This is a genomic window from Streptomyces sp. 35G-GA-8 (assembly GCF_023534745.1).
In the GTDB taxonomy this organism is placed as follows: Bacteria; Actinomycetota; Actinomycetes; order Streptomycetales; family Streptomycetaceae; genus Streptomyces.
The window spans coordinates 1-22,725 of the sequence record NZ_JAMHJQ010000007.1; the positions used below are offsets into that span (position 1 = coordinate 1).

A 22,725-nucleotide genomic window follows, 5' to 3' on the forward strand; every position below is an offset into this window, starting at 1 on the left:
CTGTTGAGTTCTCAAGGAACGGACGCTTCCTTTGTACTCACCCTCTCGGGCTTTCCTCCGGGCTTTTCCCTTCGGTCTTGCGTTTCCGACTCTATCAGATTCATTCGGCGTGTTCCGCCTCAAGAATTCCGATGGCCTTTGGACTGGCCTTTTGCCTTTCGGCTGTTCACTACTTTAACCGAATCCCTGCCCGGCTCATAATCGAGCCATTGAGTCCGGATTTCGGCATGCCGAAATCCCTACCCGTCAGGGTGTCGTCGAAAGTAGTGGGTGGCCGCTTCGGGGACTGCTGAACAGCAGGACCCGTTGAAAGCGGCTCGGGCTACGTTAGGCGGATGAACAGCACGAGTCAAGTTCGACGTTTACGTGGTGCGTGAGCGCGATAGGGGCTCACCGAGGGGTCGCCGTCGATCCAGAAGCGCCAGGGGTGGACCGCGCCGTCGCCGCCCACTCCGGTGCGCGGGCCACTGCGGACCTGGTCAGTCGGGACAGGAGTACCGGTGAGTATCGACAGGGGGGCGTCGGGGCCGGCGCAGACGTCCGCTCCGTTCAGGGCGCGGTCGACATCGAGGGCGGTGGCCAGGCGGGCCGGGCCTTTGGCCAGTTCCCTGTCATGGCGGGCCGAGATTCGACGTTTGCGGGCCAGTTCGGCGCCCACGCCGATCTCACCGGCCCGCAGCAGGACCCCGCTCGCCATGCCCTCGGGGCCGCACACCAGGTTGAGGCAGTGCCACATCCCGTAGGTGAAGTAGACATACGCATGACCGGGCGGGCCGAACATCACCTCGTTGCGGGCGGTGCGGCCGCGGAAGGCGTGCGAGCCCGGGTCGACCGCGCCTGCGTACGCCTCTACTTCGGTCAGCCGGAGCTCGATGGGGCCGTCGTCCGTGTCCCGTATCAGCGTTCGGCCCAGGAGGTCCGGTGCGACCTCAAGGACCGGCCGGTCGAAGAAGTCGCGGGACAGCGGCCTGCGGTCGGGACTCTCGGTCATGGCGTATGAGCCTACCGGGGAACCGAATACGGTCGAGGCGCGTATGTAGTGGTCAGGACTAGAAGGAGTGAACATGGGGTTCAAGAAGCTGCTCGCGAGTCTGGGCGCCGGTGGCGCGTCCGTCGAGACGGAGCTGACCGAGCTGAACGTCGTTCCCGGCGGGGTCGTCCAGGGTGAGGTACGGCTCCAGGGCGGGTCCGTGAATCAGCGGATCGAGGGGCTCAACGTCGGGCTCCAGGCGCGCGTCGAGGTCGAGGGTGGCGACCAGGAGACCAAGCAGAACATCGAGTTCACCAAGCAGAACATCGGCGGCGCCTTCGAGGTGCAGGCCGGGGCCGTTCATGTGGTGCCGTTCGGTCTGGAGATCCCCTGGGAGACCCCGATCACGACGATCGACGGTCAGCCGCTGCGCGGGATGAACATCGGTGTGACCACGGAGCTGGAGATCGCGCGGGCGCTGGACTCCGGCGATCTGGACCCGATCAATGTCCACCCGCTGCCGGCGCAGCAGGCGATCCTGGACGCCTTCATCCGGCTGGGCTTCCGTTTCAAGTCCGCGGACATGGAGCGTGGTCACATCCGCGGGACGCGTCAGCGGCTGCCGTTCTACCAGGAGATCGAGTTCTTCGCGCCGCAGCAGTACCGCGGCCTGAACCAGGTCGAGCTGTCCTTCGTCGCGGACGACCGCGAGATGGACGTCATCCTGGAGATGGACAAGAAGCCGGGTCTGTTCACCGAGGGCAGCGACTCGTTCCGGGCGTTCCAGGTGGGGCTCAACGACTTCCAGGGCACCGACTGGTCCGCGTATCTCAACCAGTGGCTCTCCGAGGTCGGTGGCCGTCGTAACTGGTTCTGAGCGCGGGCTCTAGGCTCGGCCCCGCGAGGCTGCCGAACCGCCGCGAGCGGTCGGCGGCCGAGCAGTCAGGCAGGACAGCCTATTCGGAGGTTTCAGACGTGACCGAGGGGAAGAGGGCTCCGCTCCCTCATGACTTCCATCCGCGGGTGCCGTCGTTCACGGTGGTGAGCGATGACATCGCGCCCGGGGCCACGCTCAAGGACGCCCAGGTCCACGCCGCCGGGAACACCTCGCCGCAGCTGCGGTGGGAGGGTTTCCCGGCGGAGACCCGGAGCTTCGCCGTGACGTGCTTCGATCCGGACGCGCCGACCGGCAGCGGGTTCTGGCACTGGGTGGTCTTCGACATCCCGGCGTCGGTCACGGAGCTTCCCGTGGGCGCGGGCACCGGGGCGTTCGAGGGGCTTCCCGAGGGCGCGGTGCAGGCGCGCAACGACTACGGGTCGCGGGACTTCGGTGGCGCGGCGCCGCCGCCCGGGGATCCGGCGCACCGCTATGTGTTCACGGTGTACGCGGTGGACAGTGAGCGGCTGGGTCCCGACGGCGACGCGTCGCCCGCGGTCGTGGGCTTCAATCTGCGGTTCCATACGCTGGCTCGTGCGCAGCTCATCGGCGAGTACGCGGCCCCGGCCGCCCTTTGACCGTTTGCCTTTTGTTTGCCCTGCCCTGGTCTTGGAGAGATCAGAGCAGGGCATTTTTTATTGTGTTGTCCCTCTCGGCGTGCCCGGCCAGAGTTGATCCAGGCCCGACGCCTCCCGATGGGGCTCGGGCCGGCACACGGGAGGTGGGCGGGATGCGGGACACGCTGGTACTGAATGCGAGCTTCGAGCCGCTGTCGACGGTGACACTCAACCGTGCGGTGGTGCTGGTGCTGCAGGACAAGGCCGTTGTCGAGCACGCTCATCCCGATCTCCGTGTGCGTGCGGCCGCGGTGGAGCTGCCGGTGCCCCGGGTGATCAGGCTGTGCCGTTACGTACGGGTGCCGTTCCGAAGACAGGCTCCGTGGTCGAGGCGGGGGGTGCTGGTCAGGGACCAGCATCGGTGCGCGTACTGCGGCAGGCGCGCGACGACGGTGGACCATGTGGTGCCGCGTTCCCGGGGTGGTTCGGACAGCTGGCTGAATACGGTCGCTTCCTGTGCCGAGGACAACCACCGCAAGGCCGACCGTACGCCGGAGCAGGCGGGGATGCCGCTGCTGTACCAGCCGTTCGTGCCGTCCCCGGCGGACGCCATGCTGCTGTCGCTGAGGGCCGGTGAGCGTTCGGAGCTGCCGCAGTGGCTGGTCTCGGTGGCGTCCGCCGCGTAAAGCGTGAGAGAGAGCGTGTCGGTAACGCGTGAGAGAGAGCGTGTCAGAGGCAGCCCGCTTCCCCACGGGGAGCGGGCTGCCGGCTGTCCGGGGCCCTGTGGAGCCCGTGCGGTCCGGGCCCGTCGGTCAGCCGTACCGGCGGACGAGCAGCTGGACGATGGCGACCACTCCGACGGCCACGACCAGCCCGCGCAGCGCCGCGGGGGGCAGCTTGCGGCCGGCCTTGGCCCCGAGCTGGCCGCCGATCGCCGAGCCGACGGCGATGAGGACGACCGCTGTCCAGTCGAACTCCGCGACGAAGAGGAAGAAGAGCGCCGCGACGGTGTTGACGACGGCGGCGAGGATGTTCTTGACCGCGTTCAGCCGCTGCATGGTGTCGTCGAGCAGCATGCCCATCAGGGAGAGATAGATGATGCCCTGGGCCGCGGTGAAGTAGCCGCCGTAGACGCTGGCGAGCAGGATGCCGGTGAACAGGAGCGGGCCGCCGTTGGGGCGGGCGCTGGTGCCTTTCCGGGCACGGCGGGCCTGGACGGCCCTGGCCAGCCGGGGCTGGAGGATGATCAGGACGAGAGCGAGGGTGACCAGGACGGGCACGATCGTCTCGAAGGCCGTCGACGGCAGTGCCAGCAGCAGAGCGGCCCCGCCCAGCCCGCCGGCGAGCGCGGCGGCGCTCAGGCGCAGTACGCGGCGGCGCTGGCCGGTGAGTTCGGCGCGGTAGCCGATGGCTCCGCTGATGGCGCCGGGTATCAGGCCAAGGGCGTTGGAGACGGTGGCGGTGACCGGCGGGAGGCCTGTCGCGAGCAGCACGGGGAAGGTGATCAGCGTGCCGGAACCGACAATGGTGTTGATGGTTCCGGCGCTGATGCCCGCGACGAATACGGCGAGCATCTCCCAGGTGGTCACGGTGCGCTGCCCTCCGGTGATCGGTGCTGGATGCACCGATCATGCACGAAGGGGTCGGTCGCTCAGTCCAGCGGGGGGTCCTGCCTGCGCTCCTTGCCGGTGTCGAAGCCCGGCATGCCACCGCCCAGGTTGCCGAAGGCGCCGCTGAGTCCCTTGAGCGCGTCGCCGATCTCGCTGGGCACGATCCAGAGCTTGTTGGCGTCTCCCTCGGCGATCTTGGGGAGCATCTGGAGGTACTGGTACGAGAGCAGCTTCTGGTCGGGGTCGCCCGCGTGGATCGACTCGAAGACCGTGCGGATCGCCTGGGCCTCGCCCTCGGCGCGCAGGGCGGCGGCCTTGGCCTCACCTTCCGCGCGCAGGATCGCGGACTGCTTCTCGCCCTCGGCGGTGAGGATCTGCGACTGGCGGATGCCCTCCGCGGTGAGGATCGCGGCGCGCTTGTCACGGTCGGCGCGCATCTGCTTCTCCATCGAGTCCTGGATGGAGGTCGGCGGCTCGATCGCCTTCAGCTCGACGCGGTTGACGCGGATGCCCCACTTGCCGGTGGCCTCGTCGAGGACGCCGCGCAGCGCCGCGTTGATCTCCTCGCGGGAGGTGAGGGTCCGCTCCAGGTCCATGCCACCGATGATGTTGCGCAGGGTGGTGACGGTGAGCTGTTCGATCGCCTGGATATAGCTGGCGACTTCGTAGGTCGCGGCGCGGGCGTCGGTCACCTGGTAGTAGATGACGGTGTCGATGTTGACGACCAGGTTGTCCTGGGTGATCACCGGTTGGGGCGGGAAGGGGACGACCTGTTCACGGAGGTCGATCCGGTTACGGATCGAGTCGATGAACGGGACGACAATGTTCAGGCCCGCGTTGAGAGTTCGTGTGTAGCGGCCGAACCGCTCCACGATGGCGGCGCTCGCCTGTGGGATGACCTGGATCGTCTTGATCAGTGCGATGAATACAAGCACCACCAGGATGACCAGGACGATGATGATCGATGGCATCGCGTTCCTCGGGCCCTTCGCTGCCGGATGTTCTGATGATCGATTTTCTCAGACCGCGAGCGTATGTGCTTACCGTTCGGCCGGGTTGGCTCACATCACCACGGCTGTGGCACCGTCGATCTCGACCACATCGACCTGTTCACCGGGTTCGAAGGCGGCTCGCTCGTCGTAGGTGCGGGCCGACCAGACCTCACCGGCCAGCTTGATTCGGCCACCTCTGCCGTCCACCCGTTCCAGTACGACGGCTTGACGGCCCTTCAGTGCGTCGATGCCGGTGGCCGAGCCGGGGCTCGCGCCGCGTTGGCGGGCCGCGTAGGGACGTACGACGGCGACGAGGGCGATGGACACTACGACAAATACGAGGACTTGGACCACGATTCCACCGCCGAGCGCCGCGGTGACGGCTCCGGCGACCGCTCCGGCCGAGAACATGCCGAATTCGGGCATCGCCGTTATGACGAGCGGAATGCCCAGTCCGACAGCGCCGATCAGCCACCACACCCATGCGTCGATTTCCACATGGTCATGGTAGGGGCGGGGGTCCCTGTCACGACAGGGGTGATATCCGGTCAGCTGAGGGCCGTTGACCGGCCGGACGTCAGCCGAGGGGCAGGCCCTGCGCGGTCCAGCGGTCGCCGTTGCGCTCGATGACGAGCGGGAGACCGAAGCAGTGCGAGAGGTTGCGCGAGGTGAGTTCGGTCTCCACGGGGCCGGCGGCGAGCACCTTGCCCTGACGGATCATGAGGACATGGGTGAAGCCCGGCGCGATCTCCTCGACATGGTGGGTGACCATGATCATGGAGGGGGCGTACGGATCGCGGGCGAGGCGGCCGAGTCTGCGCACCAGGTCCTCGCGGCCACCGAGGTCGAGACCGGCCGCGGGCTCGTCCAGGAGCAGCAGTTCGGGGTCGGTCATCATCGCGCGGGCGATCAGGGTGCGCTTGCGCTCGCCCTCGGAGAGCGTGCCGAACTTGCGGTCCAGGTACTCGGTCATGCCGAGGCGGTCGAGGAAGGCGCGGGCGCGCTGCTCGTCGACCTCGTCGTAGTCCTCGTGCCAGGTCGCGGTCATGCCGTACGCGGCGGTGAGGACGGTCTCCAGGACCGTCTGGCGCTTGGGCAGCTTCTCGGCCATGGCGATGCCCGCCACGCCGATACGGGGGCGGAGCTCGAAGACGTCCACCTTGCCGAGCCGCTCGCCGAGGATCCGTACCTTGCCCGAGGTCGGGAAGAGATAGCTGGAGGCGAGATTGAGCAGGGTGGTCTTGCCGGCGCCGTTGGGGCCGAGGATCACCCAGCGCTCCCCCTCCTTGACCGACCAGGAGACATCGTCCACCAGAGCGCGTCCGTCGCGGACCACGGATACGTCCACCAGCTCCAGTACATCGCTCATGAGCGCGTTGTCTCCCCATGCAATCGTCTTGAGGTTTCAGGTACGCCTGTAGGCGCGTCACCCAAGGAAAACCTACGCCACCCATCGGGGGGTCCGGCCGTGAGGTCCGTTCCCTACGCTGGTGCCATGCTTTCGCAACCACGCTCAGGACTGCTGGCCGCATGGGGAAATGCCCTTTTGGCCGGGTTTGTATCGCCGGACGACGCTGTGACCGCCGTGGTGGGCGACGACGCCGTGCACCGGGTGGAAGGGCTGCCCGGTGAGGCCGGTCCTGTCGGGCTCACGCTGGCGCTTGGCCGGCTGCGGGCGCTCGGGGTGACCGGGTACCGGATCGCGCTGCCCGCGCCGGGCCATCCGCTGGGGCTCAGCGGTCCGCCGGAGTTCAATGCCCGCGCGCTGGAGGCCGAGGAGGCCGTGATCGCGGCAGGGGCACCGTACGGACTGATCCCGGAGGTCTCCGCGGTGGGCCCGGACGGGGACCAGCATGTCGAGGTCGTGTGGCACTGTCTGCCGGTACGGGAGGCGCCGCCGGCGGACGTGCCCTCGCTGGGCGAGGCGGAGCGCGAACTGGCGGAGGCGCTGCGGGAGGCGACGGACGTGCTCTCCCGGCTGGATGTGGCGGCCTCGGGGCCGGTGGCAGAGGCGGCTCTCGACGCGTACCGGGCACGGTCGGAGCGCGGGCGCGAGGTGCTGGCGCCCGGCTATCCACCGCGCGCCGTACGGGTGCTCGAACTGGCGCAGCGGATCGCGCTGCTGGTCTCACTGGCGTACGAGCACGGCCACGGCGGCGCGGTGAGCGCGTCGGAGATGGCGGCGCGTGGCGAGGCGCTGCGGCCGGTGGAGCGGTGCGCGCGACGGGCGCTCGTGGCGTCCTACAACGCGTATGTCGAGGAGCGGGAGCGGGGTATGCCGCCCGTTTCCTGAGGTCCTGGGGTCGTGAGGATCCGGCGCACCGGGGTCTTGGGGACGCGACGAAAAGGCCGCCGAGGCCCCGGTACCCACCCGCCAGGGAGTCACCGGGCCTCGGCGGCGCGTCACGCGCTGCGTCAGTGGTTGACCGAGGCGTTGCCCAGGGCCGGGTTGAGCAGGCCGATCACGTTCACGGTGTTGCCGGTGAGGTTCACCGGGATGTGCACCGGGACCTGGACCGCGTTGCCGGAGCCGACACCCGGGGAGTGCTGCGCCACGCCGTTGGCGTGGGCGCCGCCCTCGGTGGCGGACGCGGCTCCGGCGGTGGCACCCGCGGCGAGACCGGCGGTGACGATGACCAGAGCGGCCTTCTTGGCAACCTTCATGGGATGTTCCTTAATCGTGTGATCAACAACAGCGGCGGTACGCCGCCGCACGCCATGAAGAACGCGCGAAAGACGATCAGGATGCGCCGTGTGGGTGACATACACCCGACGGTATGAATACTCAGACCGGAGTGCGATCATCCGATATCGCCGTGTGTGCGCTCAGCCCGTCACCCCATGGCGCACGGCCCACAGGGCCGCCTGCGTACGGTCCGAGAGGTCCAGCTTCATCAGGATGTTCGAGACATGTGTCTTGACGGTCTTCTCGGAGAGCACCAGCGCACGGGCGATCTCCCGGTTGGAGCGACCGTCGGCGATCAGGCTCAGCACCTCGCGCTCGCGTTCGGTGAGGGAGGTGCCCCTGCCCTGGCCGCTGCCCGGCTCGTCCTGGGCCAGCAGCGCTCCCGCGACCTCCGGCTGGAGCAGCACATGCCCGGCGTGCACGGAACGGATCGCGCCGGCCAGCGCCTCGGGATCGATGTCCTTGTATACGTAACCGGAGGCGCCGGCGCGCAGCGCGGGGACCACCGTGCGCTGTTCGGTGAAGCTGGTGACGATCAGGACCCTGGCCGGGTTGTCGAGCTCACGGAGCTTGCGCAGCGCCTCGATGCCGTCGGTGCCGGGCATCTTGATGTCCATCAGCACGACATCGGGGCGCAGTTCCTCGGCGCGGGCGATCCCCTCGGCGCCGTCGGACGCCTCGCCCACGACCTCGATGTCGTCCTGGATCTCCAGGAACGTCCGCAGTCCGCGCCTGACGACCTGGTGATCGTCCACCAGCAGCACCCGGATGGCCCGCCCGTCACCCGCCGCCGCTCCGACGACGCGCTCCGCGCCGCCCCTGTCCTTTTCTTTCTCAGCCACCGGGCACCTCCATCTCGATCGTGGTGCCCTGGCCGGGCGCCGATATCACCCTGAGCCTGCCGCCCACACCGCTCGCCCGGTCGCGCATCGAGACCAGCCCCAGATGGCGGCCGGCCCGGCGCACCGCGCGGGGTTCGAAGCCGGTGCCGTTGTCGGTGATGCCGAGGAGCGCGCCCTGGCCCCGGCGGGCGAGGGTGACGTCGACGCGGTCGCCGCCGGAGTGGCGCAGCGCGTTGTGCAGGGCCTCCTGCGCCACCCGGAGCAGCGCCTCCTCCTGAGCGGCCGGCAGCGCCCGCATCCCGCAGGTGTCGAAGGTCACCCGGGCGGAGTGGGCCCGGTCGAGGACCTGGATCTGGGTACGGAGCGTATTGACCAGGCCGTCCTCGTCGAGGGCGGCGGGGCGCAGCTCGACGACCGCGGCGCGCAGCTCGTCGGCGGCCTCGGCGGCGAGGGCGGCGACCTGCTGGAGCTCGCCCTTGGCCCGGTCCGGATCGCGGTCGACCAGCGCCGCCGCCGCCTGGGCCGTCAGCCGCAGCGAGAAGAGCTTCTGGCTGACGGCGTCGTGCAGCTCGTGGGCGAGGCGCGAGCGCTCCTCGGCGATGGTCAGCTCGCGGCTGCGCTCGTAAAGACGGGCGTTGGTGAGGGCGATCGCGGCGTGCTGGGCGAGGATCGAGAGAAGTTCCTCGTCCTCCTCGGTGAAGCCACAGCGGCCCTCCTCTTTGGGGCAGCGCTTGTTGGCGAGGAAGAGCGCGGCGATGGTCTCGTCGCCGTCCCTGACCGGCAGCCCGAGGAAGTCCGACATCTCGGGGTGGGCGGCGGGCCAGCCCTCGAAGCGCGGATCCCTGCGTACGTCGCCGAGCCGCTCGGCCTTCTCCTCATGGAGCATCGCGGCGAGGATTCCGTGCTGGCGCGGCAGCGGGCCGATCGCCTTCCACTGCTCATCGCTGACGCCGTCCACGACGAACTGGGCGAAGCCGCCGTGATCGTCCGGCACACCCAGTGCCGCGTACTCGGCGTCGAGCAGTTCGCGGGCCGAGACGACGATCGTCTTGAGGACGTCGTGCACCTCCAGACGCCTGCTCATCGCGAGGAGTGCGGTGCTCACGGCCGCGAGGCCGGAGCGTGGTCGATGGCTCATGGCTTCACCGTACCGGCGGGCGGGGCGGGCCGTATCGGCCTCGGGATCGGCTCCGACCAGGGCTGATGACCTAGGTCGTCCGACGCCGGGAGTAGGACGAAGTGCCTTCTTGGACGGTCCCGGCGCACGAGGCGGCGGGGGCCGCTCCCTTCCTACGTTGGGCCCGTCAGGCGGGAACGGGCGCGTGAGGGAGAAGGAGCGGACATCATGCCGGTAGCGATCATCACAGGGGCTTCCAAGGGGCTGGGGCGCGCGCTGGCCGACGCGCTGGCCCGGCGCGGCTGGGATCTGGTGCTGGACGCCAGGACCCCGCGCGCACTGGACGGGACGGCCGCCGACGTCTCGGCGCACGGGACCCGGGTCACGGCGATCAGCGGCGATGTCACGGACGCCGGGCACCGCGCGGAGCTGGTGGCCGCGGCGGCGGAGCTGGGGGCGCTCGATCTGGTGGTGAGCAACGCCAGCGCGCTGGGCGCGGAACCGCTGGTACGGCTGGACGCGCTGCCGCTCGACGGGCTGCGAAGGGCGCTGGAGACCAATGTGGTGGCGGCTCTGGGGCTGGTGCAGGAGGCGCTGCCGCTGCTGCGGGCGAGTGCCGTGGGCGCGGTGATCGCGGTGAGTTCCGACGCGGCGGCGGAGGCGTACGAGACCTGGGGCGGTTACGGCGCGTCCAAGGCGGCGCTGGACCATCTCGCCGCCGTGCTCGCGGTCGAGGAACCGGAGCTGCGGGTGTGGGCGGTGGATCCGGGCGACATGGGGACGGACCTGTACGCCGCGGCCGTGCCGGACGACCAGGACCCGCGCCCCGAGCCGGCGTCGGTGGTGCCCGGCTTCCTGCGGCTGCTGGAGCGGCGCCCGGTGAGCGGCCGGTACGCGGCCCCCGCGCTGCTGGAGCCGAGGTGAACGTCCTGCCTGCGCTCCGGGTGCCCGAGGAGCTGTCGGCGCGGGTCCCGGCGGAGCAGCGCGGGTCGGGCAGGGACGACGTACGGCTGCTGGTCTCCCGGGGTACGAGCGTCACGCACCACGCCTTCCGGGAGCTGCCCGGACAGCTGCGGGCCGGGGACGTGCTGGTGGTCAATACGTCCGCGACGCTGCCCGCGGCCGTCAGCGGGCGGCTGGGGCCGGAGCCGGGTGGCGAACCGATCGTCGTGCACTTCTCGACGCGGGGTGACGACGGCCGGTGGGCGGTCGAGCTGCGTACACCGCGGCGGGACAGCGGCGGGGGAACCACACTGCCGCGCGCCGGGGGTCCGGCGGGGGCGGTGGTCCGGCTGCCGGGCGGGGAGCACCTCGTACTGGACGAGCCGCTGGCCCCCGGGGGGTCACGGCTCTGGTGGGCGCGGGTCTCGTGCGCGGACGTTCCGAGGCTGCTGAGCCGCCACGGCCGGCCGATCCGGTACGGCTACACGGACCGGGACCAGCCGCTCTCCGCGTATCAGACGGTCTTCGCGCGCCGCTCGCCCGACGGCGCCGGTTCCGCGGAGATGCCGAGCGCGGGGCGGCCCTTCACGGCGTCGCTGGTGGCGGAGCTGAGGAGCCGGGGTGTGCGGTTCGCGCCGATCACGCTGCATACGGGGGTGGCGTCGGCCGAGGCGCACGAGCCGCCGTACCCGGAGCGCTTCGAGGTGCCGCGGAGCACGGCACTGCTGGTGAACGCGGTGGCGGCGGACGGGGGCAGGATCATCGCGGTCGGGACGACGGCCGTGCGGGCCCTGGAGTCCGCGGCGGGGCCGGACGGGGTGGTGCGGGCGGCCACCGGCTGGACGGATCTGGTGATCACGCCCCGGCGCGGGGTGCGGGTGGTGGACGGACTGCTGACCGGGCTGCACGAGCCCGAGGCCTCGCATCTGCTGATGCTGGCGGCCATCGCCGGGCGGGCGGCTCTGACCAGGGGATACGAGGAAGCCCTGCGCGGGCTCTACCTCTGGCACGAGTTCGGGGACATCCATCTCATCCTCCCGGAGGAGACCGTTCACAGTTCGCGTTGCTGAAGCAACACCGTGTCATGTCGCCATGCCCCCGATGTGAGCCCGGGCATAGGACGCACATCACTTACGAACTCCGCTAGTCGACCGAGAAGAGGGGTGTGAGCTTGAGATAAGCGGGGAGCGGGGCGCCGTCGAGGCGCCCCGCTCCACTATGCGGGGTCGTACGTCACACCTTTGCCAGAGCATTTTGCGACCGCTAAGAATTGCCGACGTCGCCGCCCGAGCAGGCTGGCCATCCGGCCTCCGCGACTCCCGCTACTCGAAGAGGTTCGTCTCTATGTTCTCGTCACGCACCCCTGGTCTCAGTCGCCTGAACAAGACCCAGAAGGCTTCCATGGCCGGCGTCGCCGCCGCCGGAATCGCCGCGGTCACGTTCTCCCTGGTTCCCACCACGGCTGTCGCCGCCGAGTCCCAGGCCCCCGTCCAGTCCCGCACCACCTCCACGGTGTCGACGTCGGCGACGGACAGCGCCAGGACCCCCGCCGTGAGCGCGATCATCGCCAAGCAGTTCAGCAGCCCCGACATCGCGGCCAAGGTTCAGTCCGTGGTCCAGAAGACGGCGTCGGAGAAGACGAAGGCCGCAGAGGCCGTCGCGAAGGCCAAGGCCGACGCGCAGAAGCGCGCCGACGAGGCCGCCAACCGCTCCACCGTCCGTAAGCCCGTCTACAAGAACAACCTGGACGGCTGGATCAAGGAGTCGCTGGCCATCATGAAGAAGCACAAGATCCCCGGCTCGTACGAGGGTCTGCACCGCAACATCATCCGTGAGTCGAGCGGTAACCCGAAGGCGATCAACCTCTGGGACATCAACGCCCGGAACGGCATCCCGTCGAAGGGCCTGCTCCAGGTCATCCCGCCGACGTTCAAGGCGTACCACGTCAAGGGCACCCCGTTCGACATCTACGACCCGGTCGCCAACATCGTGGCCGCGGCCAACTACGCCGCGGACCGGTACGGCTCGATGGACAACGTCAACAGCGCCTACTGAGCCCAGCAGGGCCCGGCGCGCTGAGGCGCACCACACGCAGAACGCCGGAGGGCGGCACCCCATGTGCGGGGTGCCGCCCTTCGGCGTGCGCGGTGTGTGGCGGAACACTCTCCGGCAGGACAGGACCTAGTTGCGCATGACCTCCGGTTCATGGCGGCGCAGCAGACGCGCCACCGCGAATCCGCAGACCACACCGATGAGCAGCAGCACCGAGATGTTGATGCCCCACTGGGCCGCCGTGTGTTCCCACAGCGGGTCCAGATTGGTGGGGTTGTCCGGGTCCCAGGGCGCCATCAGCGTGGAGAGGTTGAGCGTGGTGCCCGCGCCCGCGATGGCCCAGCGCGACGGCATCAGCCAGGCGAACTGCTCCAGGCCGGGTGAGTCGTAGATCTGGAAGATGACACCCGTGAAGACGATCTGGACGATCGCGAACATGACCAGCAGCGGCATCGTCTTCTCGGCGGTCTTCACCAGCGAGGAGATGACCAGGCCGAACATCATCGAAGTGAAGCCGAGGGCGATCATCACGAGACACATCTCGACGGCCGGCGGCATGAGCAGGCCCTCCGCGGGCAGCGCGCGGGGCGCGAAGCCGATACCGCAGATGATCACGCCCTGGAAGGCGGTGATCACTCCGAGGGTGATGACCTTGGACATCAGATAGGCGGATCGGGAGAGGCCGGTGGCCCGTTCCCGTTCGTAGATCACCCGTTCCTTGATCAGCTCACGGACGGAGTTGGCCGCGCCCGCGAAGCACATACCGACCGTGAGGATCAGCAGGATCGTGCCCGCGGCGCCGTTGAACCTGGCGGGCGCCTCGGCCGGGCCGAGGCCGAACTTCGCCGGGACGACGACGCTGACCACACCGAGCACGACGGGCAGTATCACCATCAGTGCCATGAAGCCCTTGTCGGACGCGATCACCGAGACATAGCGGCGGATCAGTGTCAGGAGCTGGGATCCCCAGCTCTGCGGCTTCGGCGGGCGCATCTGCTGCGCCTTCGGCATGGCCACGGACTGCGCGGCGACGGAGTCGATGTCGGCGGCGTACAGCTGGTAGTGCTGCGAGCTGCGCCAGCGGCCCGCCCAGTCGTAGTCGCGGTAGTTCTCGAAGGCCGAGAAGACATCGGCCCAGGTGCTGTAGCCGAAGAAGTTGAGCGCTTCCTCGGGCGGGCCGAAGTACGCGACGGAGCCGCCCGGCGCCATCACGAGCAGCTTGTCGCAGCTCGCCAGCTCGGCCACGGAGTGGGTGACGACCAGGACCGTACGGCCGTCGTCCGCGAGGCCGCGCAGCAGCTGCATGACATCGCGGTCCATGCCCGGGTCGAGGCCCGAGGTCGGCTCGTCCAGGAAGATCAGCGACGGCTTCGTCAGCAGCTCCAGGGCCACGGACACGCGCTTGCGCTGGCCGCCGGAGAGCGAGGTGATCTTCTTGTCCTTGTGGATGTCGAGCTTCAGCTCGCCGAGGACCTCGCCGATCCTCGCCTCGCGCTCGGCCTCGGCGGTGTCACCGGGGAAGCGGAGCTTGGCGGCGTACTTGAGCGCCTTGTTCACGGTCAGTTCCTTGTGCAGGATGTCGTCCTGCGGGACCAGACCGATGCGCTGGCGCAGCTCGGCGAATTGCTTGTAGAGATTGCGGTTGTCGTAGAGGACATCGCCCTGGTCGGCGGGGCGGTAGCCGGTGAGCGCCTTGAGCAGGGTGGACTTCCCGGAGCCCGAGGGGCCGATGACCGCGATCAGCGATTTCTCGGGGACGCCGAAGGAGACGTCCTTGAGGATCTGCTTGCCACCGTCGACCGTCACCGTGAGATGACGCGCGGAGAAGGACACATCGCCGGTGTCGACGAACTCTTCGAGCCGGTCACCGACGATACGGAAGGTCGAGTGACCGACGCCGACGATGTCGTTCGGGCCGAGCAGTACGGTGCCCGACTTGGCGATCGGCTGACCGTTGACATAGGTGCCGTTGTGGGATCCGAGATCACGGATCTCGAAGCGGCCGTCGGGCGCCGCCGTGAACTCGGCGTGCAGACGGGAGACCTGGAGGTCGGAGACGACCAACTCGTTCTCCAGGGCGCGGCCGATGCGCATGACCCGGCCGAGGGAGAACTGGTGGAAGGTGGTCGGGCTGCGGTCGCCGTGGGCCGACGGGGCCCCCGCGCCCCGCTGGTGCGGTACCTGACCGTGCTGCCGCGGAGGTATGTACCCCTGCTCCTGAACGTGTGCCTGATGCGGTGCTTGGTGCTGGGGCGGTGCTTGGTGCTGGTGCTGTACCTGCTGCTGGGGCTGTCCCTGGTACGGGGCCTGCTGCCAGCCCTGTTGCTGAGGCGCCTGGTGCTGCGGCGCCTGGTGCTGCGGGGCCTGCTGAGCCGGGACCTGCTGAGCCGCCGCGCCGGTGAGGCTCAGCCGGGGCCCGTCGGTGGCGTTGCCGAGATGGACGGCGGAGCCGGGACCGATCTCCGTCTGCTGAACGCGCCGGCCCTGCACATACGTACCGTTGGTACTGCCGTGGTCCTCGATGACCCAACCACGGTTCCCCCAGCTGATGGTGGCATGCCGCCACGAGACCCTGGCGTCGTCGATCGCCAGGTCGCCCTGGGGATCACGTCCTAGGGTGTATGTCCTGGACGGGTCGAGCGTCCAGGTCCTTCCGTTCAATTCCAGTACGAGTTCCGGCACTCCATGCCCCACTTGTTGTCCCCCGATTTCCCCCGTGCAGGGAGTCTAGGGATGGCGAACATCGGGGGGAACTATTTCAGGGACGCAGCCAGGTTTGAAAGCCGGGACCGGTGCGGTATCGGCACAAGCTCGTAACGGCGGGCACGGGGCGGCGCGGGAAGGACCCGCGACAGGGACAACGCCAGCGGGATCAGCGATCGCGGTGTGGGTGACGGCGGGGCCCGTGGGCCGGCGGCGCCGTTCGACGGCACCCGGTCTTCAGCCGGTGTAGGCCGCCCGGCCACCCGCCGTACGCCGGCTTCACGCCACCGTCACGGACCTGCGGGTGTACCCGTTCCGGGCGCTGTCCGGTACGCGGGACAGACAGCGCGCACCGGCGATCCGCCCGATACGGTGGAAGCACCATGAGCGCATCGCAGCCCCCTCGGACCGCAGACGTCCCCACCCTCCTCGTCAAGATCTTCGGGAAGGACCGCCCCGGGATCACCGCCGGGCTCTTCGACACCCTCGCCGCCTACTCCGTCGATGTGATCGACATCGAGCAGGTCGTCACCCGTGGCCGGATCGTCCTGTGCGCGCTGATCACCGCGCCGACCGCGGGCGGCACCAGCGAGGGCGAACTGCGCGCGACCGTGCACAGCTGGACGGAATCGCTCAAACTCCAGGCCGAGATCATCTCGGGCACCGGTGACAACCGGCCGCGCGGCAGCGGCCGTTCCCATGTCACGGTGCTCGGCAACCCGCTGACCGCCGAGTCGACGGCGGTCATAGCGGCCACCATCACCGGTACCGGTGGCAACATCGACCGGATCTTCCGGCTGGCGAAATACCCGGTCACCGCCGTGGAGTTCGCGGTCTCCGGCGTGGAGACCGAACCGCTGCGCACCGCGCTGGCCACCACCGGATCCGAGATCGGCGTCGATGTCGCCGTCGTCTCGGCCGGGCTGCACCGCCGGGCCCAGCGGCTGGTGGTGATGGATGTCGACTCGACCCTGATCCAGGACGAGGTCATCGAACTCTTCGCGGCCCACGCCGGCTGCGAGGCAGAGGTCGCCGAGGTCACCTCCCGGGCGATGCTCGGGGAGCTGGACTTCGAGCAGTCCCTGCACGCCCGGGTGGCGCTGCTGGCCGGGCTGGACGCGTCGGTGGTGGAGAAGGTACGGGCCGAGGTCCGGCTCACCCCCGGCGCCCGCACCCTGATCCGTACGCTCAAGCGGCTCGGCTACCAAGTCGGGGTCGTCTCCGGTGGATTCACCCAGGTCACCGACGCGCTCCAGGAGCGGCTCGGGCTGGACTTCGCCGCCGCCAACACACTGGAGATCGTGGACGGCAAGCTCACCGGACGCGTGGTGGGCGAGATCGTGGACCGCGCGGGCAAGGCCCGGCTGCTGCGCCGGTTCGCCGCCGAGGCGGGGGTGCCGCTGGCGCAGACCGTCGCGATCGGCGACGGCGCGAACGATCTCGACATGCTGAACGCGGCGGGGCTCGGCGTGGCCTTCAACGCCAAGCCCGTGGTCCGCAAGGCCGCCCACACGGCGGTGAACGTGCCGTTCCTGGACACCGTGCTCTATCTGCTGGGCATCACCCGGGAAGAGGTCGAGGCGGCGGACGGCGAGGACGGCTGACCGTACGCGGGAAGGCCCCGGTACACGGTGTGTGTGCCGGGGCCTTCGCCATGAACGTGAACGGACGGATGGGCAGATACACGGAAATACGGGGCGCCCGGTCCGGCCCTGACCGGCCTGACCGGCCGCCGACCGGGTCAGTCGTGGGGGCTCCAGAAATCGACAAGCTTGCCCACGCCGTGCTCCACCGACTTCCAGCTGCCGTTGAAGACGATCACGGCGAAGGACGCGGTCGGGAAGCCGGTCCTGGTCATCCGGGCGATGGCGTCGCCCTCCCCCGCGCCCGAGAGCGCGTCGGCCAGTGCGTGCGTACCCGGGTTGTGACCGACGAGTAGCAGATCGTTCACCTCGTCGGGCGTCTCGTTCAGCAGCGCGATGAGTTCACCGAGGCTGGCATCGTAGACCCGCTCCTCGTACACGGTCCTGGGACGCTGCGGCAGCTCCTGCACCGCCAGCTTCCAGGTCTCGCGGGTCCTGAGCGAGGTCGAGCAGAGAGCCAGGTCGACGGAGATACCGGTTTCGGCCAGCCGTCGGCCGGCCACGGAGGCATCGGCGCGGCCGCGATCGGCGAGCGGCCGTTCGTGATCGGACACGTCCGGCCAGTCGGCCTTCGCGTGCCGGAGTAGGACGATCCTGCGGGCTGTTTCGACGCTCATGCATTCCAGCTTCGCATGAAACGCGCCATCGGGCGCAGGGTGTTGACGCACGGCCCCAGCACGGGTGAACGCTCCCGTCGGCGGTCCCGCACTACCGGCCCAAGGTCAGATGAATGTGCTCCAGGATCCGGCCCACCGTGGCGTCCTCGGTCGCGGCGTGCGCCTGGCCAGGATCCGCCACCAGCAGGAACAGCACGACGAAGGCGACGACGGGCAGCGCCACGGACCACCACGGCAGCCGGATCTCGACGCGGTCGGCGGAGACGGGCGGATGGGACCGGGAGCGGGTTCGGGCCGGCATGGCCGCCTCCGTAGGTCTGCGGTTGTCGAGGTACCCCAAACCTACGGATCATGGCTCCCGGATCCCATCCGGTGACCCACCCACTCGACCCTGACCCTGACCCCCTAGGGGACGGTAGTGCTAGCCCCACCCCCCTCTGTTTTTGGGGCTCGGTTCGCCTCCGGGGCGCTTGCTGTGTCCATCAGCGGCCTCCGGCCGCGGGCCCCGTCGACGGTCGACCGTGCTCGATTCGCTCGTTCCTCGGGAACCTCCGCCCACGCGGCGGAGCCGCATATCGAGCACAGCCTCCCTTTCGACAGCGGCGCGCCCTTCGGCTCACTCGCCACCGGAAAGACGGCACCCGGAACGGATTGGCGCCCGAACCCCCGCCCTCAGGGGCTGGCGATGGTGGCGATGATGCTGATGATCACCATGATGCCGATGATCGTGCCGAAGACGAGGAGCAGCTTCCGCTGGCCGTTCTGGGGATTCGGGTCAAGGACTGGCATACGGTCAGTCTCGCATCCGCGCCTCGTCCTCTATCGTCCGGTCCCTGCCCGCCACCACGCCCGCCACCATCTGCGGCAGCAGGAACGTCGCCATCAGCGCGATCGGCAGCCCCGAACCACCGGTGTGCTGGTACAACACACCCACCAGCAGCGGGCCCGGTATCGAGATCAGGTAGCCGGTGCTCTGGGCGAAGGCGGAGAGGCGTACGACGCCCGCGCCGGTCCTGGAGCGCATGCCGATCATGGTGAGGGCGAGCGGGAAGGAGCAGTTCGAGATTCCCAGCAGCACGGCCCAGGCCCAGGCGCCCTCGGCCGGGGCGAAGTACAGACCCGCGTAGGCGCTCAGTCCGCAGAGTCCCAGGGCGATGACGATCGGGCCCTGGTTCTTCATGCGCGCGGCCGTCCGGGGGATCACGAAGGCCAGCGGCACTCCCATCACCATGGTCACGGCGAGCAGCAGCCCGGCCGTGCCCGCCGAGATCCCCGCGTCGCGGAAGATCTGGGGCATCCAGCCCATGGTGATGTACGCGCCGGTGGCCTGGAGGCCGAAGAAGCAGGCGAGCCCCCAGGCGGTGCGGCTGCGCCCGAGCCTCAGCCCCGAAGCCGGGGCCGGGATCCCGGGTGAGGGCGAGGACGAGGACGACGGTGAGGTCGGCGCGGCGGCGCCGCGCTCGCGTACGAGGCCCAGCCAGGGCAGTACCCCAAGCACGGCGAGTACGGCCCACACCCCGAGGCCCGTGCGCCAACTACCGCCCAGCGCCTCGGTCATGGGGACGGTCACGGCGGCGGCGACGGCGGTGCCGAGCGCCAGGGCCATCGAGTACAGGCCGGTCATCGTGCCGACGCGGTCGGGGAAGTACCGCTTGACGATCACCGGCATCAGCACATTGCTGACGGCGATACCCATGAGCGCGACCGCGCTCGCGGCGAGGAAGCCGACCGTGCCGCCGGCGAAGGGGCGGATCAGCAGCCCCGCCGTGATCGCCACCATGCCCGCGCACACGACCGCGCCGGGGCCGAAGCGCCGGGCCAGCCGGGGGGCCGCGAAGCCGAAGAGCGCGAAACAGAACGGCGGTACGGAGGTGAGGACACCCGCGACGCTCCCGCTCATGTGCAGCCCGTCCCGTACCTCTTCGAGGAGCGCGCCGAGGCTGGTGATGGCGGGGCGGAGATTGAGGGCGGCGAGGACGAGTCCGACGACGAGAAGCCGGGTGAGCCAGGCCCCGGCCACCGGCCCCGGGGAATCGGCGGACGCGGACGGCGCTCGGCCCGGGGTTTTCGTAGGCGCCTGTGACCCAGGGGTCCCTGGCGATGGCAGCTGTATCTGCTGTATCTGTGTGTGCGGCTCATCGGACATGGAGCCATCATAGAATCATGGGATGATTGGTTGTCCACGGACGAGGAGCACCATGCCGCTGAACTCCCCCCGCCGCTCCGCGCTCTCCGACCAGGTGATCAGCGAGCTGCGGAATCAGATCACCTCGGGCGAATGGCCGGTGGGCTCACGTATCCCCACCGAACCCGAGCTGGTCGAGCTGCTCGGCGTGGCCCGTAACACCGTCCGTGAGGCGGTGCGCGCGCTCGCCCACAACGGACTGCTGGACATCCGGCAGGGCTCGGGGACGTATGTCGTCGCGACCAGCGAGCTGGCGGGGGTGATGCACCGCAGGTTCGCGACCGCCGATCCGCGGCATGTCGTGGAGCTGCGTTCCACGCTGGAGTCATCGGCCGCGCGGATGGCGGCGGAGCGCCGTACGGAGCGGGATCTGCGGCAACTGGACGCGCTGCTCGCCCGGCGCGAGGAGGCATGGGACTCGGGCGACGCGGAGGTGTTCGTCGGGGCCGACGCGAGTCTCCACATGGCGGTCGTCGCCGCCTCGCACAACGATGTGCTGACCGCCGTCTACGCGGATCTGGGCCATCTGCTGCGCGATCAGCTCCGCGACAACGTGGGGCGGGAGCTGCGGCCGGAGAACCATATGGACCACGCTCGGCTGGTGGCGGCGATCCGGGCGGGCGATGTGGAGAGAGCGGGGAGCGAGGCGGCGAGCCATGGCCTGGGCTGCCTGGGGGAACGGGTCTGAGCCGCGCCGGATGCGGGCAAGCCGGTCAGAGGGGGAGCCCGTCGGAGGGAAGCCGGTCAGGGCCGCTCATGGGTGATCCAGACCTCGCGTATCTCCTTCCAGCACCGGTTGGTCAGCTCGGCGTACCCGGCCGGTTCGAGATCCACGGGCGCGCTGTCGGCGTCGATGTCCCACCAGCGCGCGCACTCCACATGCAGCCGTATCCGGTCGGTCTCCGGATACGGGTTGTGACAGGACACGGTGGCGCGCGAGCCCTCCACCGTCGTACGGCAGGAGGCGTGGAAGCGGTCGGTTTCGCCGGGGTTCGCGACGGCTCCGACGCTCGGCGCGCCGGTCAGGGTGACCGCGAGTCCCGTCGTGAGCAGAGCGGCTGTCGTGAGCGCTGTCGTACGGCGACGCAGCGGGCGCATGCGCACACACCTCCTGGCCCACGATGACCGGACGACCCCGGTTCGCTCAGTGTGCGGTGCGTCGCCGCTCTTTTCGACTCGGGCGGACGGGGCGGACGCGGCCGGCACGTCCGGCACGTCCGGGCGCGAAACGCACGGAAGCCGCGCGCCGTCTCCTGGACGGTCGCGCGGCTTCCGGGGTCCGCGTACGGTAAGGGCGTCAGGCGCCCATCATGTGCACGCCACCGTCGACATGGACGATCTCGCCCGTGGTCTTCGGGAAGAAGTCCGACAGCAGACCGACGACACCGCGGCCGGCCGGCTCCGGGTCGGCCAGGTCCCAGCCGATCGGGGCACGGTGGTTCCACACATCCGCGAGCTCCTCGAAGCCCGGGATGGACTTGGCGGCCATCGACTTGATCGGACCGGCCGAGATCAGATTGCAGCGGACGTTCCGCGCACCCAGGTCACGGGCGAGATAGCGGTTGGTGGATTCGAGCGCCGCCTTCGCGACACCCATCCAGTCGTACTTGGGCCAGGCCACCTGCGCGTCGAAGGTCAGCCCGACGACCGAGCCGCCGCGTGCCATCAGCGGCAGACAGGCCATGGTCAGCGACTTCAGCGAGTACGCCGAGACGTGCACCGCCGTGCCGACGTCCTCCCATGAGCCCTCAAGGAAGTTGAAGGCGCCCTGCGGGCCGAAGGCGATCGAGTGCACGATGCCGTCGAGTCCGGCCCCGCCTTCGCCCTGGTACTCACGGATCCGGTCGGCCAGCCCGTCCAGGTGCTCCTGGTTGGTGACGTCCAGCTCGATGACCGGGGCGGGCTTGGGCAGCCGCTTCGCGATGCGCTCGACGAGCGTGAGCCGGCCGAAACCGGTGAGGATGACCTCCGCGCCCTCCTCCTGCGCCACCTTGGCGGCGTGGAAGGCGATGGACGACTCGGTGAGCACACCCGTGACGAGAATGGTCTTGCCGGCGAGGATTCCACTCATGTGATCAGTGACCCATGCCCAATCCGCCGTCAACGGGAATGACGGCTCCAGTGATGTACGAGGCGTCGTCGGAGGCGAGGAACCGCACCGTCGCGGCGATCTCCTCCGGCTGCGCATAGCGGCCGAGCGGTACCTGCGAGACGATGCCCGCGCGCTGCTCGTCCGTGAGCACCTTCGTCATATCGGTGTCGACGAAGCCGGGCGCGACGACATTGAAGGTGATGTTCCGCGAGCCCAGTTCGCGGGCGAGGGAGCGGGCGAAACCCACCAGCCCGGCCTTGGAGGCCGCGTAGTTGGCCTGCCCCGCCGAGCCGAGCAGCCCGACCACCGAGGAGATCAGTACGACCCGGCCCTTCTTGGCGCGCAGCATGGCGCGGTTGGCGCGCTTGACGACCCGGAAGGTGCCGGTGAGGTTGGTGTCCAGCACGGAGGCGAAGTCCTCCTCGGACATCCGCATCAGCAACTGGTCCTTGGTGATACCGGCGTTGGCCACCAGCACCTCCACGGGACCGTGCTTCTCCTCGATCTCCTTGTAGGCCTGCTCCACCTGCTCACTGTCGGTGATGTCGCAGCGGACCGCCAGGCAGCCCAGCTCCGTCAGGGCCCGCGGCGGCTCCCCGGACCGGTATGTGATGGCGACCTTGTCACCGTTGTCGGCGAAGGCGCGGGCGATGGCGAGGCCGATGCCCCGGTTTCCTCCGGTAACGAGAACCGAGCGGCTCAACGGATCAGCCTTTCCCTAGCGGTCTTCGAGCTGTCTGGCACATCGAAAACCTATCGGTACCGTGCCCGTCACGGGGA

25 protein-coding genes are annotated in these 22,725 nt (G+C 69.4%); 9 read left to right on the plus strand and 16 right to left on the minus strand.

Annotated elements, in window-relative coordinates:
- Positions 1-349: 349 nt before the first annotated feature.
- Positions 350-991: a DNA-3-methyladenine glycosylase gene (locus tag M1203_RS16800; protein WP_249950536.1), complete on the minus strand. Its 642-nt coding sequence runs from the start codon at positions 989-991 to the stop codon at positions 350-352.
- A gap of 73 nt (positions 992-1,064) precedes the next feature.
- On the opposite strand from M1203_RS16800, the gene M1203_RS16805 reads away from it, so the two are divergent.
- The 3 genes from M1203_RS16805 to M1203_RS16815 all read left to right on the plus strand — a co-directional run bounded on the left by M1203_RS16805 (position 1,065) and on the right by M1203_RS16815 (position 3,150).
- Positions 1,065-1,847: a sporulation protein gene (locus M1203_RS16805; RefSeq protein WP_249950537.1), complete on the plus strand. Its 783-nt coding sequence runs from the start codon at positions 1,065-1,067 to the stop codon at positions 1,845-1,847.
- Between the two features lie 98 nt (positions 1,848-1,945).
- Positions 1,946-2,485, plus strand: a complete 540-nt coding sequence (locus tag M1203_RS16810; protein WP_249950538.1) for a YbhB/YbcL family Raf kinase inhibitor-like protein — start codon at positions 1,946-1,948, stop codon at positions 2,483-2,485.
- Between the two features lie 152 nt (positions 2,486-2,637).
- Positions 2,638-3,150 carry an HNH endonuclease gene (locus M1203_RS16815; protein WP_249950539.1) on the plus strand — a complete coding sequence of 171 codons (513 nt, stop codon included), beginning with the start codon at positions 2,638-2,640 and terminating at the stop codon, positions 3,148-3,150.
- A 126-nt stretch (positions 3,151-3,276) separates the two neighbouring features.
- Here the strand turns inward: M1203_RS16815 and M1203_RS16820 are convergent, their stop codons facing one another.
- From M1203_RS16820 to M1203_RS16835, 4 genes are all read right to left on the minus strand, one after another.
- Entirely contained in the window at positions 3,277-4,053 is a 777-nt protein-coding gene (locus M1203_RS16820; protein ID WP_249950540.1) for a sulfite exporter TauE/SafE family protein, read from the minus strand.
- Between the two features lie 62 nt (positions 4,054-4,115).
- A complete protein-coding gene (locus M1203_RS16825; protein ID WP_129769718.1) occupies positions 4,116-5,045 on the minus strand; it encodes an SPFH domain-containing protein in 930 nt (309 codons plus the stop codon).
- Positions 5,046-5,135: 90 nt separating this feature from the next.
- Positions 5,136-5,564 carry an NfeD family protein gene (locus M1203_RS16830; protein WP_249950541.1) on the minus strand — a complete coding sequence of 143 codons (429 nt, stop codon included), beginning with the start codon at positions 5,562-5,564 and terminating at the stop codon, positions 5,136-5,138.
- A gap of 79 nt (positions 5,565-5,643) precedes the next feature.
- Complete coding sequence (locus tag M1203_RS16835; RefSeq protein ID WP_249950542.1) at positions 5,644-6,435, minus strand: ABC transporter ATP-binding protein; 792 nt, start codon at positions 6,433-6,435, stop codon at positions 5,644-5,646.
- A 126-nt stretch (positions 6,436-6,561) separates the two neighbouring features.
- Here M1203_RS16835 and M1203_RS16840 point away from each other — a divergent pair, with 126 nt between their 5' ends.
- Complete coding sequence (locus M1203_RS16840) at positions 6,562-7,359, plus strand: hypothetical protein (RefSeq protein ID WP_249950543.1); 798 nt, start codon at positions 6,562-6,564, stop codon at positions 7,357-7,359.
- 122 nt (positions 7,360-7,481) lie between these two features.
- Here the strand turns inward: M1203_RS16840 and M1203_RS16845 are convergent, their stop codons facing one another.
- The 3 genes from M1203_RS16845 to M1203_RS16855 form a co-directional block, all read right to left on the minus strand.
- Positions 7,482-7,730 (minus strand): chaplin, encoded by a 249-nt coding sequence (locus M1203_RS16845; RefSeq protein WP_249950544.1) that lies wholly within the window; start codon positions 7,728-7,730, stop codon positions 7,482-7,484.
- 162 nt (positions 7,731-7,892) lie between these two features.
- The gene (locus M1203_RS16850) at positions 7,893-8,522 is read right to left on the minus strand and encodes a response regulator transcription factor (protein WP_249950922.1); all 630 of its coding nucleotides are present in this window, start codon (positions 8,520-8,522) and stop codon (positions 7,893-7,895) included.
- Between the two features lie 64 nt (positions 8,523-8,586).
- The gene (locus M1203_RS16855; RefSeq protein ID WP_249950545.1) at positions 8,587-9,732 is read right to left on the minus strand and encodes a GAF domain-containing sensor histidine kinase; all 1,146 of its coding nucleotides are present in this window, start codon (positions 9,730-9,732) and stop codon (positions 8,587-8,589) included.
- A gap of 207 nt (positions 9,733-9,939) precedes the next feature.
- On the opposite strand from M1203_RS16855, the gene M1203_RS16860 reads away from it, so the two are divergent.
- The 3 genes from M1203_RS16860 (at position 9,940) to M1203_RS16870 (ending at position 12,708) form a co-directional block, all read left to right on the plus strand.
- Positions 9,940-10,635, plus strand: coding sequence for an SDR family oxidoreductase (locus M1203_RS16860; protein WP_249950546.1), 696 nt, complete (start codon positions 9,940-9,942; stop codon positions 10,633-10,635).
- Positions 10,632-11,723 carry an S-adenosylmethionine:tRNA ribosyltransferase-isomerase gene (locus M1203_RS16865; RefSeq protein ID WP_249950547.1) on the plus strand — a complete coding sequence of 364 codons (1,092 nt, stop codon included), beginning with the start codon at positions 10,632-10,634 and terminating at the stop codon, positions 11,721-11,723. Before M1203_RS16860 ends, M1203_RS16865 begins: the two co-directional genes overlap by 4 nt.
- 331 nt (positions 11,724-12,054) lie before the next feature.
- Positions 12,055-12,708, plus strand: coding sequence for a transglycosylase SLT domain-containing protein (locus tag M1203_RS16870; RefSeq protein WP_374403181.1), 654 nt, complete (start codon positions 12,055-12,057; stop codon positions 12,706-12,708).
- 126 nt (positions 12,709-12,834) lie between these two features.
- Here M1203_RS16870 and M1203_RS16875 read toward each other — a convergent pair whose 3' ends face one another.
- Positions 12,835-15,399 (minus strand): FHA domain-containing protein, encoded by a 2,565-nt coding sequence (locus M1203_RS16875; RefSeq protein ID WP_374403183.1) that lies wholly within the window; start codon positions 15,397-15,399, stop codon positions 12,835-12,837.
- Positions 15,400-15,791: 392 nt separating this feature from the next.
- Between M1203_RS16875 and serB the strand changes: the two genes are divergently transcribed.
- Positions 15,792-17,012, plus strand: a complete 1,221-nt coding sequence (serB, locus tag M1203_RS16880) for a phosphoserine phosphatase SerB (RefSeq protein ID WP_249950550.1) — start codon at positions 15,792-15,794, stop codon at positions 17,010-17,012.
- A gap of 137 nt (positions 17,013-17,149) precedes the next feature.
- Here the strand turns inward: serB and M1203_RS16885 are convergent, their stop codons facing one another.
- The 4 genes from M1203_RS16885 to M1203_RS16895 all read right to left on the minus strand — a co-directional run bounded on the left by M1203_RS16885 (position 17,150) and on the right by M1203_RS16895 (position 19,814).
- Positions 17,150-17,668, minus strand: a complete 519-nt coding sequence (locus M1203_RS16885) for a histidine phosphatase family protein (protein ID WP_249950551.1) — start codon at positions 17,666-17,668, stop codon at positions 17,150-17,152.
- A 91-nt stretch (positions 17,669-17,759) separates the two neighbouring features.
- The gene (locus M1203_RS16890; protein ID WP_249950552.1) at positions 17,760-17,969 is read right to left on the minus strand and encodes a hypothetical protein; all 210 of its coding nucleotides are present in this window, start codon (positions 17,967-17,969) and stop codon (positions 17,760-17,762) included.
- 371 nt (positions 17,970-18,340) lie between these two features.
- Positions 18,341-18,457: an SGM_5486 family transporter-associated protein gene (locus M1203_RS38750; RefSeq protein ID WP_283958703.1), complete on the minus strand. Its 117-nt coding sequence runs from the start codon at positions 18,455-18,457 to the stop codon at positions 18,341-18,343.
- A gap of 4 nt (positions 18,458-18,461) precedes the next feature.
- Positions 18,462-19,814 carry a CynX/NimT family MFS transporter gene (locus tag M1203_RS16895; protein ID WP_249950553.1) on the minus strand — a complete coding sequence of 451 codons (1,353 nt, stop codon included), beginning with the start codon at positions 19,812-19,814 and terminating at the stop codon, positions 18,462-18,464.
- A gap of 52 nt (positions 19,815-19,866) precedes the next feature.
- Here M1203_RS16895 and M1203_RS16900 point away from each other — a divergent pair, with 52 nt between their 5' ends.
- Entirely contained in the window at positions 19,867-20,541 is a 675-nt protein-coding gene (locus tag M1203_RS16900) for a FadR/GntR family transcriptional regulator (protein WP_249950554.1), read from the plus strand.
- Between the two features lie 56 nt (positions 20,542-20,597).
- On the opposite strand, the gene M1203_RS16905 is transcribed toward M1203_RS16900, so the two are convergent.
- From M1203_RS16905 to fabG, 3 genes are all read right to left on the minus strand, one after another.
- Complete coding sequence (locus tag M1203_RS16905; protein WP_249950555.1) at positions 20,598-20,951, minus strand: hypothetical protein; 354 nt, start codon at positions 20,949-20,951, stop codon at positions 20,598-20,600.
- Positions 20,952-21,150: 199 nt separating this feature from the next.
- The gene (fabI, locus tag M1203_RS16910; RefSeq protein WP_249950556.1) at positions 21,151-21,924 is read right to left on the minus strand and encodes an enoyl-ACP reductase FabI; all 774 of its coding nucleotides are present in this window, start codon (positions 21,922-21,924) and stop codon (positions 21,151-21,153) included.
- A 4-nt stretch (positions 21,925-21,928) separates the two neighbouring features.
- Positions 21,929-22,648: a 3-oxoacyl-[acyl-carrier-protein] reductase gene (fabG, locus tag M1203_RS16915; protein ID WP_249950557.1), complete on the minus strand. Its 720-nt coding sequence runs from the start codon at positions 22,646-22,648 to the stop codon at positions 21,929-21,931.
- Between the last annotated feature and the right edge of the window lie 77 nt (positions 22,649-22,725).

Excerpts from the sequence above, each read along its gene's own strand:
- M1203_RS16815 (WP_249950539.1), top strand. The coding sequence starts at position 2,638 with ATGCGGGACACGCTGGTACTGAATGCGAGCTTCGAGCCGCTGTCGACG.
- M1203_RS16845 (WP_249950544.1), bottom strand. The coding sequence starts at position 7,730 with ATGAAGGTTGCCAAGAAGGCCGCTCTGGTCATCGTCACCGCCGGTCTC.
- M1203_RS16855 (WP_249950545.1), bottom strand. The coding sequence starts at position 9,732 with ATGAGCCATCGACCACGCTCCGGCCTCGCGGCCGTGAGCACCGCACTC.
- M1203_RS16800 (WP_249950536.1), bottom strand. The coding sequence starts at position 991 with ATGACCGAGAGTCCCGACCGCAGGCCGCTGTCCCGCGACTTCTTCGAC.
- M1203_RS16860 (WP_249950546.1), top strand. The coding sequence starts at position 9,940 with ATGCCGGTAGCGATCATCACAGGGGCTTCCAAGGGGCTGGGGCGCGCG.
- M1203_RS16905 (WP_249950555.1), bottom strand. The coding sequence starts at position 20,951 with ATGCGCCCGCTGCGTCGCCGTACGACAGCGCTCACGACAGCCGCTCTG.
- M1203_RS16870 (WP_374403181.1), top strand. The coding sequence starts at position 12,055 with ATGGCCGGCGTCGCCGCCGCCGGAATCGCCGCGGTCACGTTCTCCCTG.
- M1203_RS38750 (WP_283958703.1), bottom strand. The coding sequence starts at position 18,457 with ATGCCAGTCCTTGACCCGAATCCCCAGAACGGCCAGCGGAAGCTGCTC.
- M1203_RS16840 (WP_249950543.1), top strand. The coding sequence starts at position 6,562 with ATGCTTTCGCAACCACGCTCAGGACTGCTGGCCGCATGGGGAAATGCC.
- M1203_RS16835 (WP_249950542.1), bottom strand. The coding sequence starts at position 6,435 with ATGAGCGATGTACTGGAGCTGGTGGACGTATCCGTGGTCCGCGACGGA.
- M1203_RS16825 (WP_129769718.1), bottom strand. The coding sequence starts at position 5,045 with ATGCCATCGATCATCATCGTCCTGGTCATCCTGGTGGTGCTTGTATTC.
- serB (WP_249950550.1), top strand. The coding sequence starts at position 15,792 with ATGAGCGCATCGCAGCCCCCTCGGACCGCAGACGTCCCCACCCTCCTC.
- M1203_RS16885 (WP_249950551.1), bottom strand. The coding sequence starts at position 17,668 with ATGAGCGTCGAAACAGCCCGCAGGATCGTCCTACTCCGGCACGCGAAG.
- M1203_RS16805 (WP_249950537.1), top strand. The coding sequence starts at position 1,065 with ATGGGGTTCAAGAAGCTGCTCGCGAGTCTGGGCGCCGGTGGCGCGTCC.
- M1203_RS16895 (WP_249950553.1), bottom strand. The coding sequence starts at position 19,814 with ATGTCCGATGAGCCGCACACACAGATACAGCAGATACAGCTGCCATCG.
- M1203_RS16890 (WP_249950552.1), bottom strand. The coding sequence starts at position 17,969 with ATGCCGGCCCGAACCCGCTCCCGGTCCCATCCGCCCGTCTCCGCCGAC.
- fabI (WP_249950556.1), bottom strand. The coding sequence starts at position 21,924 with ATGAGTGGAATCCTCGCCGGCAAGACCATTCTCGTCACGGGTGTGCTC.
- M1203_RS16900 (WP_249950554.1), top strand. The coding sequence starts at position 19,867 with ATGCCGCTGAACTCCCCCCGCCGCTCCGCGCTCTCCGACCAGGTGATC.